At 59.7% G+C, this 12,967-nt stretch carries 8 protein-coding genes; 7 read left to right on the forward strand and 1 reads right to left on the reverse strand.

Features of this window, described 5'->3' with window-relative positions; genetic code table 11:
* Window positions 1-4 precede the first annotated feature (4 nt).
* The 5 genes from DHV10_RS22810 to pdxA all read left to right on the forward strand — a co-directional run bounded on the left by DHV10_RS22810 (window position 5) and on the right by pdxA (window position 7,526).
* Window positions 5-3,331 carry an FtsW/RodA/SpoVE family cell cycle protein gene (locus DHV10_RS22810; RefSeq protein ID WP_109488737.1) on the forward strand — a complete coding sequence of 1,109 codons (3,327 nt, stop codon included), beginning with the start codon at window positions 5-7 and terminating at the stop codon, window positions 3,329-3,331.
* A complete protein-coding gene (locus DHV10_RS22815) occupies window positions 3,328-4,131 on the forward strand; it encodes an FHA domain-containing protein (RefSeq protein WP_109488738.1) in 804 nt (267 codons plus the stop codon). The genes DHV10_RS22810 and DHV10_RS22815 overlap by 4 nt, the downstream gene beginning before the upstream one ends.
* Before the next feature lie 72 nt (window positions 4,132-4,203).
* A complete protein-coding gene (locus tag DHV10_RS22820) occupies window positions 4,204-5,199 on the forward strand; it encodes a 2-keto-3-deoxygluconate permease (protein ID WP_239461993.1) in 996 nt (331 codons plus the stop codon).
* Window positions 5,200-5,224: 25 nt separating this feature from the next.
* Window positions 5,225-6,529 (forward strand): four-carbon acid sugar kinase family protein, encoded by a 1,305-nt coding sequence (locus DHV10_RS22825; RefSeq protein WP_109488739.1) that lies wholly within the window; start codon window positions 5,225-5,227, stop codon window positions 6,527-6,529.
* Window position 6,530: 1 nt separating this feature from the next.
* Complete coding sequence (gene pdxA / locus DHV10_RS22830) at window positions 6,531-7,526, forward strand: 4-hydroxythreonine-4-phosphate dehydrogenase PdxA (protein ID WP_109488740.1); 996 nt, start codon at window positions 6,531-6,533, stop codon at window positions 7,524-7,526.
* A gap of 162 nt (window positions 7,527-7,688) precedes the next feature.
* Here pdxA and DHV10_RS22835 read toward each other — a convergent pair whose 3' ends face one another.
* Window positions 7,689-10,976, reverse strand: coding sequence for a vitamin B12-dependent ribonucleotide reductase (locus tag DHV10_RS22835; RefSeq protein ID WP_109488741.1), 3,288 nt, complete (start codon window positions 10,974-10,976; stop codon window positions 7,689-7,691).
* Between the two features lie 539 nt (window positions 10,977-11,515).
* On the opposite strand from DHV10_RS22835, the gene DHV10_RS22840 reads away from it, so the two are divergent.
* On the forward strand, window positions 11,516-12,199 hold the full coding sequence (locus tag DHV10_RS22840; protein WP_109488742.1) for a GNAT family N-acetyltransferase: 684 nt from the start codon (window positions 11,516-11,518) through the stop codon (window positions 12,197-12,199).
* Window positions 12,200-12,420: 221 nt separating this feature from the next.
* Window positions 12,421-12,933 carry a pyridoxamine 5'-phosphate oxidase family protein gene (locus DHV10_RS22845; RefSeq protein WP_109488743.1) on the forward strand — a complete coding sequence of 171 codons (513 nt, stop codon included), beginning with the start codon at window positions 12,421-12,423 and terminating at the stop codon, window positions 12,931-12,933.
* Window positions 12,934-12,967 lie beyond the last annotated feature (34 nt).

Genomic DNA, 12,967 nt, shown 5'->3' on the forward strand with positions numbered 1-12,967 from the left:
ACCAATGGTCATCACTCGCAGAACGGTTGCAGATCGAACAGAGAAACGGGATCACTTCACGTCTGGGCGGCAGGAAGGCAGAGGCGTAGAGCGCCTGCTGCTCATCGTAACTTCAATCGTCATCCTGTCCGCATTAGCTCTTACGGCCCGTGCGCGGCTATCGCGCGTGAGTGATGTTCAACCCGCACCTCTGAACCTTTCAACCGTCGACAGGCGCGAGCAATTGCTTCCCTACCTCCCGGCGAATTCTTCTGCGGCCGAGCGCCAATATATCGCTGGCAAGGTTTTCCAACACCTCCCCGCGAACGGCGAAGGAATCTCCCATGTTGGAGAGATCGGCCAGCTTCGTGTGCCAATCAGCGAGGTTCTCTCAACCCGCGGCCTCACCGAGTTGCAGGCGCGAGCCCGATTGACCCTCTCCACTCACCCCGACGCCACCACCATCGCGCTACTCACATCGGCCGATGTAGCCCGTCTCAAGCCGTTGTTCGCTGTCCGCGAAGCCGGCCTCTTCACAAGGCAACTCGTTCTATGGAGCGTCCTGTTTCTTTGTTGCTTCTTCGGCGTGCACCTCTATTGGACCCTGCGACGTATCGAAGGCCCGCAATACCTGCTGCCCGCCGTGCAACTGCTGACTGGAATCGGCATGACGCTGATGGTCACGTTGCGCGACCCCCTGCGAGACACGCTCGCCTTCGTAAACTTCGCCGAAGGAGCCGCCGTCGGCTGCGTGGTGCTTGCGGCAGCGGCCACATTGGATTTTCGCCGTCTTGCAGGGAAGCTGAGCTATGTGTTCCTGCTCGCAGCATTCGTGCTCTCCGCTGCACTCATCCTGTTTGGTTCCGGACCCGCCGGTAGCGATGCGAAGGTGAATCTATTCGGATTCCAACCTGCCGAAGTCATCCGAATCCTGATCGTCTTCTTCCTCGCCGGATATTTCGCAGAACGCTGGGAGTTCCTTCGCACCCTGCGCGAACAAGGCGCTCGATCCTCCAAACTTTCACGCTGGATCGAGGTGCCGAGGCGCGAGTACTTCCTGCCGGTATTCGCCGGAGTTGTCGTCTCGCTGGGCTTCTTCTTCCTTCAGAAAGACCTCGGACCGGCGCTGCTCATCGCCTGCCTCTTCCTCGCCATGTACGCTGTCGCGCGTAACCGTTCCCTGTTCGCGCTGGGCGGCTTCGCCGTGATTCTCGCCGGGTTTGCATCGGGCTACTATCTCGGATTCCCAAAGAACGTTGCCGGACGCATCTCCATGTGGCTCTCGCCTTGGGACAACTCCGTGCGCGGTGGCGAGCAGGTGGCCCACGCCCTCTGGGCCTTTGCAAGCGGTGGGACCTTCGGATCCGGACTCGGGCTGGGAGATCCCCAACTCATGCCCGCAGCTCACACCGACCTGATCCTTGCCGCCCTCGGCGAAGAATGGGGCTTCGTCGGCGTGCTCTGTGTGCTGGCCATCTACAGCGGTCTGGTCTGGTTCGGCATCCGTACGGCCCTTCGCTCACGATCCGACTACAACTTCTTCCTCGCTCTTGGCCTGTCCCTTGCACTCGCGCTCCAGGTTGCCCTTATCGCCGGCGGAGTTCTGGACCTCATTCCGCTTTCAGGCGTTGTCGTGCCCTTCCTCAGCTATGGCCGCACCGCGCTGATCACGAATTTCGCCATCGTCGGAATTCTCTTCTCCCTCGCATCCAACGGCTCGACCGGTGAAGCCACAACTCAGCCCTTCCGTGCGAGTACGCGCGGCCTCGCCTATATCCTCGCGGCCATCGGTGCAGTCCTGCTCGTAAAAGCCGCATACTTGCAAGTCGTTCGCGCAGACGCCACCGCCGGCGCAGGAGCCCTGGCTCTGCAAGCCGACGGTCAGCGCCGCTACGAATACAATCCCCGCCTCCTTTCCATCGCACACTCCATTCCACGAGGCACCATCTACGACCGCAACGGGCTCCCGCTCGCCACCAGCGACTGGAACGAGCTTTCAAGAAGCCGTGAGGCATACGCCAGCATGGGCGTGACCATTGCAGCGGCCCCAGACCCAGGAACAACACGCTTCTATCCGCTTGGGCCTCTTGCATTCCACCTGCTCGGCGATTTGCGAACTCACGCAAACTGGTCGGCAACAAACAGCTCTCTTGCAGAGCGCGATTTCAGCACCGCGCTCCAGGGCTTTGACGATCGCGCGACCGTCGTCGAAACATCAGATCGCCACGCCGCCACGAAGACTTACGGCATCCGCTATGACTATCGCGAACTCCTGCCCCTGCTGCGCCATCGATGGCAGCCAAATTCACCTCAGGTGAAAAAGGTGCTGGACCGCGACCGAAACCTGCATATGTCCATCGACGCCCGACTGCAGGTCCGCGCGTCAGAGCTGTTGCAAGCCCAACTCAGCAAGCTCGGGAAAACACGCGGCGCGGTCGTCATCATGGACCCCGCAACCGGAGACCTGCTGGCCTCCGTAAGCTACCCCTGGCCTAGCGCTTCTCCTGCTGCGCTCAACCCCGCATCTTCCGACGATTCGCTGCTCGATCGCGCGCGCTATGGGCTCTATCCCCCCGGCTCTTCCTTCAAGATCGTCACGTCGATCGCAGCTCTACGCAAAGACCCGTCCAGCGCCGAAAGCCGATTCGAATGTAAGCGCCTCCCCGACGGACGCACTGGCAATTTCATTCGAGGCCTCAGGCGCCCGATTCACGACGACATCAAAGACACCGAGCCGCATGGAGACATCGCGATGCGCACTGGTCTCGTCGTCTCCTGCAACGCCTACTTCGCTCAGCTCGGAACCTATGTGGTCGGCGCGGAAGCGCTATTCGATACGGCAAACCATCTCGGCATCTCGGTTGCGAACCCTTCAAATGCCCAGACCCTCCGTCAAGAACTCCCGCAAGCCTCCTATGGACAGGGCCAGGTGGTCGCCAGCCCCTTCCAGATGGCGCGCGTTGCTGCCACCATCGCACAAAAAGGATCGATGCCTTACGGCCGTTGGATCACCGACGCGAATAATCCGCGTCTGCAGCCGCCCCAGGCGATACTCGGCCCCCAACCAGCCACTCTCATCGGAGATTACATGCGCGACGCTGTAACCTCCGGAACCGGTCGCGGCGCGCAACTCGCCGACCTCCCCATTGCCGGCAAGACCGGAACCGCCGAGCTCGAGCATGCCGCTTCGCACGCGTGGTTCATCGGGTTCGCTCCGTACGGCGGAGCGCGCAAGCTCGCATTCGCAGTGCTCGTTGAGAACGGCCAATATGGCGGCACGGCAGCAGCCCCGCTGGCCGCAGAGCTGATGAAAGAAGCAAAATCCATGGGATACTTCGAGAGGCAACAATGAGTCGTCTGCAGCAAATCGAACAGCGAATCGACCGGGCGCTCCGCGCGCTGCTCCGGTCCTCTTCGCCCGAACAGCGCCGCGAAATCATCGAGGTCCATCGAGCGATTCTGGAAGAAATCGGATCCCGTGTCGATTCCCTGCCTCGCGGAAAACGTGGCTTCAGCTACTCCAATATCCAGGTCCAGATACTTGCCGAAGCAGACCGCCGACGCTCATACGAAAAGGTCTTCGTCGACGGAGCGTCTCTCGAACGCGATATCAAAGGCTACTTCGAGGATGCCTCCATCGAGTACCCTGCCAATCTCAAAATCCAAATCGAACTCGTCGACGATCTTCCCCCCGACGTGAAAGCGCATGGCTTCGACGTCACCTACAGCAACACGCAACTCAAAGAGGTATCAGCCCAGCCACTCCAAATCCGGTTGACACTTTTGACCGGCATCGCCGACCAGAGTGAATATCTGTTTTCGCAACAGCGCATCAACATCGGCCGTCTGTCAGAGGTTCTGGACAGCCACCTCCGTCCGATTCGCCGAAATCATGTGGCACTCAAAGACGAAGCTTCCGGAGTAAACGCCACAGTCTCGCGTTCGCACGCCCACATCGAATTCGACGCCGAAGCCTTGCGCTTTCGTCTCTTTGACGACGGCAGCGCTCAGGGTACAACCCTGTTCAGAGACGGATCACTGATTACCGTGCCTAAGGGCGCCAGCAAAGGCGTTCTCCTGCTTGATAACGATGAGATCATCGTCGGTCGGGTACATATTCGCTTCGAATATACCGAACCGCAATTGCACTGATCTCCAAATTCTGTCGCCAAAGCACGCAGTGCCGGCAACCACTCTTAATCCGCATGCTAAACTCACCGTGCATTGCATCCCTCTCGCACCGCTGAAGCCAAGCCGGCGCTAACGTCCATCCCAATCAAGCGCTTCGTAGAACGTGTGCCCGGCGGCATGATGACGCTGCCCCTTGCAGTGGGCGCTATCGTTTCTACAATCGCGCCAAATACACCCAGGCTGTTCGGCTCTTTCACTGGGGCCCTCTTTACCGGATCGCTGCCCATCCTCGCAGTCTTTTACGTCTGCATTGGTGCCACTGTTTCTATTCGATCCCTTCCCGGCGTTTTGAAAAAAGGTGGAGTGCTCCTCGGAACGAAGGTGCTTCTCGGCATCGCTTCCGGAATCCTTATTGGGCATTGGCTAGGCATTGAGCCGGTAGCGACTGGGTGGTTCACTGGCTTTTCAACCCTTGCTGTAGTTGCCGCGATCAACGACACCAATGGTGGGTTGTACATGGCCTTGATGAATCAATTTGGCCGTCCCCAAGATGCCGCCGCGTATTCAGTCATGTCCCTCGAATCAGGCCCCTTCCTTACGATGGTCACGCTCGGCGTCGCGGGCCTGTCTGCTTTCCCCTGGCAGGCGCTGGTCGGTGCAGTTTTACCACTCGCAATTGGTATGCTCCTCGGAAACCTCGATCCCGATCTTCGCGAATTCCTCGGCAGAGCTGCGCCTGTGCTGATTCCCTTCTTCGCGTTCGCGCTCGGAGCTACTCTCAATCTGAAACTCGTCTGGAAGGCAGGGCTGTCCGGGCTGGCTCTCGGGATCTCGGTGCTTGTCCTCTCCGCCCTCTTCCTCGCATGCGCAGACCGGCTGATCGGCGGCAACGGGACCGCTGGTATAGCCGCTTCAACCACCGCGGGCAACGCGGCCGCTGTTCCCGCCCTGGTTGCTGCGGCAAACCCCAAGTATGCTGCAGCCGCCGCTCCCGCTACCGTTCTCGTAGCGTGCAGTGTAGTTGTCACTGCGATTGCTGCTCCCTTCCTTACAGCCTGGTGGTCTTCGCGGATATCCTCAAGGCAGTGAATGGTGGAGTCTGACTTTGCCCGGTATGGTGATCATTGCCGACGATCTGACCGGCGCGGCTGACTGCGCGGCCTCGTCCGCCGCACTCGGTTATAAGGCCGTGATCCTGATGCATCCTCTGGACGACCAGAGATGCGAGGAAGGCTGCTCGGACGCGGACATTCTCTCCATCGACGCGAACACCCGATGCCTTCCGGTCGAACAGGCTTCCGAGGTGACGTCCCAGTTAGTTCGTCGATGGGATGCGCGTTTTGCCGGCGGCCCCGGATACGTCCTCTACAAAAAGATCGATTCGACATTGCGAGGCAACGTCGCTGCAGAATTGACTGCTCTGCTCAGCGCACGACGCTCTTCCAATCATGGAAGTTCGACAATATCGATCCTTATGGCTCCAGCAGCCCCAGCCCTCGGCCGCACCATGGTTTACGGGCGCCTCCTCGTGCGCGGAGTGCCTCTGGAAGAAACCGATATATGGCAAGCCGAGGCCGGCACACCCCAATCCAATATCTCTCACCTCCTTGCCCATGCCCATCTGTCATCTGAACTCATCGATATAGACACAGTTCGATCGAGCCCCACCAGTCTTCACGAAGCGATTCACCGATCCGCAGAAAAATCCGACGTTGTCGTCTGCGACGCGGAAACCGATTCCGATCTTTGTGCAATTGCAGAGGCATCACTAGAGGTTCCCGCAATCACCGCATTGGTTGGGTCCGCCGGCCTCGCCTGCCAGCTTCCACGCGCAATCGGCATGACGCCGAAGCCAGGCCCCTGCGAATGGAACTTCGCTGACGGACCTACTCTGTTCGTGGTCGGCACAACTTCGTCTATCTCGCGAGAGCAGGTACGACTTCTCCGGGAGGATTCGGAAGTTGCAACCGTATGTGCAGATCCCACAAGCATGCAGGGATTCTCGAGCATACGAACTGAGGTCATGCAAAAGCTCGAGTCCGGCAGAGATGTTCTGCTGACTCTGAACGGCGTCGACCGAATCCCGAGCTATAAAGAACGGTTCATTCAGGAGGCTCTCTCGCAGGTAGCTTCCACATGCGCACAGTTCCTGGGTGGAGTAGTTGCAACGGGTGGAGCAACAGCGAGAGCCGTCCTCAATGAATTCGGAATTGATCGACTGCGTCTGTTGGGCGAGGTTGAGCCGGGATTGGCATTTTCAGTTGCCGACCGTTGGCTGCGTCCTCTGCCCGTAATCACGAAGGCAGGCGCATTCGGCTCACCGCAAACCCTCGTGCGGTCCCACGAGTTCTTGGCTAAACTCAAACGCGTGCCACCACAGACTTCAGAGAAGAGCCCGTTGAAGCTTCGCGAGATCTAGTATGCAACTACCAATCATTGCAGTCACGATGGGCGACGCCGCTGGTGTCGGCCCTGAAATCATCATGAAGAGCCTTGCTTCCCCCGAGGTGCACAAGCTGTGTCATCCCTTGGTCATCGGCGATGCCGGTCGCCTGCGCACGGCCGGTTCGATCGTCGGCACACGACTGAAGGTTGAAAGCATCTCGGAGTCTGATTTGGAGCACGTAAGCTTCACCTCCGGCACGGTGAATTGCATCGATCTTGAACTGATCCCGCAGAACCTTCCCTGGGGCAAACTCTCGCGTGAAGCCGGCGAGGCTGCCTACAGATACCTTGAGTTGGCTGCTCGCCTCGCCTTGGCTGGACGAGTTGCCGCCATCTGCACTGCTCCTCTGAACAAGGAAGCTCTCCACCTGGCAGGCCACAAATTTCCCGGCCACACCGAAGCCCTCGCCCATCTCACCGGCACTCCCGAAGTCTCCATGATGCTGACCACCCCGAAGATGAAGGTGTTGCACGTGACGACGCACATCGGCTTGATCGACGCCATCGCCCGCATTGAGCCGGGCTTGGTCGAACGCACCATCGCTCGCGGGCGCGATGCGCTTGAGCGTTCCGGCATCGTGAACCCGCACATCGGTGTCTGCGGAATCAACCCGCATGCCGGCGAGAATGGACTCTTCGGACATGGCGAAGAGGAAGAAAAAATCATTCCGGCAATCGAAGCCTGTCGGAGCCGTGGTTGGAACGTAGAGGGTCCCTTGCCCGCAGACACACTCTTTTATTGCGCACAGCGCGGCGACTTCGATCTGGTCATCGCCATGTACCACGATCAGGGCCACGGCCCCGTGAAAGTGCTCGGACTCGAGTCTGGCGTCAACATCACCATTGGGCTGCCGGTGGTCAGGACATCAGTCGATCACGGGACAGCATTCGACATCGCGGGAACCGGAGTGGCGGACGAACGCAGCCTTCTCGAAGCCATACGACAAGCCGTCCAACTCGCGCCGAAGTAAATTACCACCCAACGCGCCCTATGCCTGAGAAACGGCTTGATCTAAGTCGGTTATGGAACAGACAGGAAAACTAAAAACACTTCTAGCTCGCAATATGCCCCTTAGACGAAAACAGGAGCAAAGAATAGCTCTCTCTGCTCCCGTAAAAGTAGCAATTAGTTCCTAGCTGCATCCACTCGTCGACCCGCAGCTCATGCAGCGGTAGCAGCTTCCATTGCGCACCATGATGGCTCCGCAGGTAGAGCAGCTTGGCGCATCGCCCATTTCGTACATCCCCCTCATCGCGTCCGACGCGTGAAAGAGTCCACGATCCTGCAGTGCCGGAGCGCTACCCGAAACCTGGCTTGAGCTGGTCGCCTCGGGCGCAATGCTGCCGCCCGGCGCCGACGTGCTGCCCATGCCGGAGTAGCTGCGCTTCGCCATCTCCTCTGCAAGTCTCGACAGCTGGTTGTGCTCATCCGCTTCTGGCTCGCTGTCCAGAATCGTCGGCGTCTCTGGAATCGGCGCCGCCTGCGGAGCAAGCCCCGCAAACAACGTCAGCTGCTCGCCCGACAGGAACCGCAGATTGAGCCAGCGGAAGATGTAGTCCATCAGGCTCTTCGCGTAGCCGATCTGCTCGTTGCCCGTCCAGCCCGAGGGCTCAAACCGCGTGTGCGCAAACTTCTCGCAGAGCACGCGCAGCGGAACACCGTGCTGCAGCGCCAAAGAGATCGAGGTCGCAAACGCATCCATCAGTCCGGATACCGTCGAACCCTCCTTCGCCATCTTGATGAAGATCTCGCCCGGCTGTCCCGTCGGATACAAACCTACAGTGATATACCCCTCGTGACCCGCAATCGAGAACTTATGCGTTACCGACGCCCGCTCTTCCTGCAGCCTGTGGCGCACTGCGCGCGGCGGCGCGTTCAGATCCTGCGACTGAGCCTCGGGCGACAACGCCGCCGTCAACTGTGGAATGTTCGCAGCCTTCGCAATCTCATCGAGCGCCCGCTGGAACACACCGGCTGCCGAAACCACCGACTTCGCCGCGACTTCAACCTTCTCGGTAGGCTTCGATTCGAGCACCTTGATATCCGCATCGGCCGCAGGCTGTCCAGCCGCGAGCTGCGCCAGGACGCGCTGCCCCGCCACGTCCAGTGCCGTCGCTTCTTTCTTAGTGTCGATGCTCGTGTTCAGCGGCTGCGTGCCCTTCGAACCGTCGCGGTAGATAGCCACGGCCTTGATGCCCTGACGCCAGCTCTCGGCGTAGGCTTCCGCGATGTCTTCAACCGTCGCCTCGTTCGGCAGATTCACAGTCTTCGAAATCGCCCCGGAAAGGAACGGCTGCGTCGCCGACATCATCTTGATGTGGCCCATGTAGTGAATCGAACGCGTGCCCTTTGCCGGCTTGAACGAGCAGTCGAACACCGGCAGATGCTCCGGCTTGATGCCCGGCGCGCCTTCGATTGTTCCGGTCGCATCGATGTAGCTCACAATCGCGTCAACCTGATCGTTGTTGTAGCCGAGCTTGAACAGCGCTGCAGGCACCGTGTTGTTCACAATCTTGATCATGCCGCCGCCCACAAGCTTCTTGTACTTCACCAGCGCAAGATCGGGCTCGATCCCCGTCGTGTCGCAATCCATCATGAAGCCGATCGTACCCGTCGGCGCCAGCACCGTGGTCTGCGAGTTGCGATAGCCATACCGCTCGCCGTACACCAGAGCCATATCCCAGCACTCGCGGCTAGATTCAATCAACGCCTCGAGTTGCGGAAGCATGAACGGCTCGCCGCTGGTACGCGACTTGCCAATGTTGTTCACCTCCGCGCGATGCATGCGGATCACGTTCAAGAACGGCTCGCGGTTCACATAGAACCCAGGGCAAGCTCCGCCCTGCCGCTCCACACTCGCGGTAAGCGGCGTGGCGGACGCCAGGGATGGCGCATTCGCCGCCAGCACAGCCGACTGCAGGTAAGCCTGCCCGCACATGATCGCTGTCAGAGCAGCAGCCAGATCGCGTCCGGTCGCCGAATCGTACGGAATACCAAACGACATCAGCAGCGCGCCCAGGTTCGCATACCCAAGGCCAAGCGGCCGATAGTCATGCGAGTTCCGCGCAATCTTTTCCGTCGGATATCCCGAGTTATCGACAAGAATCTCCATCGCCGTAATCACGACCGAAATCGCGTGCCGATATTCAGGAATGTTGAACACGCCGTTCGACGAGACAAACTTCATCAGGTTGAAGCTCGCCAGGTTGCACGCCGAGTTGTCCAGGAACATGTACTCGCTGCAAGGATTCGACGCATTGATCCGCGCCGTGTTCTTCGACGTGTGCCACTTGTTGATCGTCGTGTCGAACTGCAGTCCCGGATCGCCGCAATGCCACGTCGCATCGGCAATCTTCCGCATAATCTCGCGCGCCTTGAACGGCTGCACAGGCTTCTGGTCCTTCACGCCCTTCGTCCAGTACTCACCGTCGCTCTCATACGCGCGCATAAATTCATCCGTCACGCGCACCGAGTTGTTCGCATTCTGGAAGAAGATCGACGAGAACGCCTCCGAGTCCGGACCCGAGCCGTCATAGCCATTCCGGATCAGCGTGTGCGCCTTGGCCTCTTCCTTCGCCTTGCACTCGATGAAGTCGATGATGTCCGGGTGCTCCGCGTTTAGGATCGCCATCTTCGCCGCGCGCCGCGTCTTGCCGCCGCTCTTGATCACGCCGGCGAACGCATCCAGCCCACGCATAAAGCTCAGCGGACCGCTGGCCGTTCCGCCGCCTGTCACGCCTTCGTGGCTCGAACGGAGCGAGCTGAAGTTGGTCCCTGTTCCCGACCCGTACTTGAACAGCAGCGCCTCCGTGCGCGCCAGTTCCATGATGCCTTCCATCGAGTCGTCGACGGAGTTGATGAAGCAGGCCGAGCACTGCGGATTCTTGTAGCCCGTCGCTCCATGCACCACACCGCCCGTCGCCGGATCCCAATGCCAGTTCGCGCCGGCCGCATGCGGCTCCAGTCGGTCGCAGCCCACGTTGAACCACACCGGCGAGTTGAACGCCACCTTTTGCGTCAGCAGCATGTGCGCAAGCTCATCGTGGAAAATCGCCGCATCGTTGTCCGACGCAAAGTACCCGCCCGCGATACCCCAGTCGCGAACCGTCTCCGCAACGCGCGACACAAGCTGCCGAACGCCGCTCTCGCGCTCCGGCGAGCCCATCGGTCCGTGCAGATACTTGGAGGCCACAATGTTGGTCGCGGTCATCGACCAGTCGACAGGAATGTCCACGTCCTTCTGCTCGAAGATCGTGTTGCCCCTGCTGTCGGCAATCAGGGCTGTACGTCGCTCCCACTTCACTTCGTCGTAGGGGGACACCCCTTCAGTCGAAAAACGGCGGGAAAAGGTCAAGCCACCCTGGCTCTTGGGAGTCTGCAGGGCTGCGTCGGTAGATGTCTGAAGGTGGGCCTCGCTCATCGATTTCTCTCCATTGGCGATTTCTTGAAAACACCTGTCCCTGAGGCGTTTAACGGCCAAATCTGGGGCGGGGTAAATACTGCAGCAAACGAAAAGCGGGGGGCTTTTCCTGACTGCTTTCTGTCCTAATCTCGAGCGGCTGCAGGCGGGACATCATTAAAGTCTCTTTACAGTCGCAGATGCAAAAATAGCGCTGTCGGTAGGGCCTGTCAACCATAAACCACAACATATTGTGTATGGCTGCTACTTACTGCATCCGCCCTCTAAACACTGGGATTCAGCCTGTGGAAAGCCCCAAAAAGGGCACCAATAGCGCACTTCCACCGTCTGAATTGCCTAAAATCCAGTGCAGACGCGGTCGTCCGGGCAGCATCGTTCTGAAACTCAAGACTAGAGGGGGGAGGGGGTGCGTACAAGGCGCAGAACGGGTGCATTTCAGGTATTTTTGCTGTGCGAAATCGAGCAAAATGTGGAGAAGCCGGACGTTACTTTCTTGGCACGGCCGCACGGCTCAGCTGCATCGCTGATAGCCTGAGTTCATGCCGTCATCTCAGCCCCTCGCCGGGTGGAAACCCGTCGCGCTTCCCCGCCCCGCATCGCTCGCCGGACGGTGTGTCCAGCTCTTCCCATTGAGCGCTGAGAAGCACACCGCTGACCTCTGGAGCGCGGTGCAGGGCCACGACGAGGTCTGGGACTACCTCAGCGACGGTCCCTACGCAACCGAGCCGGATCTGAGGCGCGCCATCGAAGCCAAAGAGGCAGGCACGGCAGCGGCCTTTCTCGCCATCATTCCCAAAGCCAGCGGCAAGGCCGAAGGCTACGCCAGCTACATGCGCATGGATCCAGCCAACGGGGTCATCGAGGTCGGCAACATCTTGATGACGCCATCCCTGCAGAAGACCACCGCAGCCACTGAAGCCATGTACCTGATGGCGCGCCACATCTTCGACGACCTCGGCTACCGCCGCTACGAGTGGAAGTGCAACGCCCTCAACGGCCCTTCTCGCCGTGCGGCTCTGCGCTACGGCTTCACCTTCGAGGGAATCTTCCGCCAGCACATGATCATCAAGGGCCAAAACCGCGACACAGCCTGGTTTTCCATGCTCGATTCCGAATGGCCCGCCCGCAAAACCGCCTTCGAAGCTTGGCTCGACCCCACCAACTTCGACGCCGACGGCCATCAGCGAAAATCCCTCTCGCAAATCGCCGCCAACCTGCCCTGAAACACGAAGTGTCATTTCGACCGGAGCGCAGCGGAGCGGAGAAACCTCCAGTTGTTCTTGGCCTTGGGAACCCGCAGCTGCTCTTTGCTCAGATCAAAACCACGCTCAAATTTGACCTGCGCCGAGCCGCATGTGCCTGCGTCCACTCTCCTCCCCGCATCTGAACCATCTGCAGCGACGGCATCCAGTTTCCGCCGCATATCCAGACACGTGGAGGAACCATGTCGGAAGCAAAAGAACTCACTGGCCCCGAAGGGCTGAAGAAGATCGGAAGCCTAATTTCCGAAATACGGTTTGCGATGCTCACAACCGCCGCACAGGACGGCTCATTCGACAGCCGCCCCATGGCGACGCAGAAGAAGGAATTCGACGGAACCCTCTGGTTCCTTACCGCGCACGACTCGCGCAAAGTCGACGAGATCGCCGCCGACCAGCATGTCGGCCTCATGTACGCCGACCCCAAGGACCAGAACTACGTCACCATCAAAGGCCGTGCCAATGTCTCGCGCGACAAGGCTAAAATCCACGAGCTCTGGAACCCCATGTACAAAGCCTGGTTCCCCGGTGGCGAAGACGATCCGCAGATCCGCGTCCTGCGCGTCGACGTTGATGAAGCCGAGTACTGGGAAGCCAGCGACAGCAAAATCGTCCGCAGCCTCAAATACCTCGCCGCAGCGGCCACCAGGGGCGCCGTCGACGTAGGCACCCACGGCACCGTCACCCTCAATCGCTGACCTCTCCCCCGACTCTTGAAATCCGGAAGCCCCT

The sequence above is a fragment of the Occallatibacter savannae genome (assembly GCF_003131205.1).
Taxonomy (GTDB): domain Bacteria; phylum Acidobacteriota; class Terriglobia; order Terriglobales; family Acidobacteriaceae; genus Telmatobacter; species Telmatobacter savannae.

What these genes read in the sequence shown, in the direction of transcription:
- DHV10_RS22810 (WP_109488737.1), top strand. Translation starts at nt 5, where the DNA reads ATGGTCATCACTCGCAGAACGGTTGCAGATCGAACAGAGAAACGGGAT.
- DHV10_RS22815 (WP_109488738.1), top strand. Translation starts at nt 3,328, where the DNA reads ATGAGTCGTCTGCAGCAAATCGAACAGCGAATCGACCGGGCGCTCCGC.
- DHV10_RS22825 (WP_109488739.1), top strand. Translation starts at nt 5,225, where the DNA reads ATGGTGATCATTGCCGACGATCTGACCGGCGCGGCTGACTGCGCGGCC.
- pdxA (WP_109488740.1), top strand. Translation starts at nt 6,531, where the DNA reads ATGCAACTACCAATCATTGCAGTCACGATGGGCGACGCCGCTGGTGTC.
- DHV10_RS22835 (WP_109488741.1), bottom strand. Translation starts at nt 10,976, where the DNA reads ATGAGCGAGGCCCACCTTCAGACATCTACCGACGCAGCCCTGCAGACT.
- DHV10_RS22840 (WP_109488742.1), top strand. Translation starts at nt 11,516, where the DNA reads ATGCCGTCATCTCAGCCCCTCGCCGGGTGGAAACCCGTCGCGCTTCCC.
- DHV10_RS22845 (WP_109488743.1), top strand. Translation starts at nt 12,421, where the DNA reads ATGTCGGAAGCAAAAGAACTCACTGGCCCCGAAGGGCTGAAGAAGATC.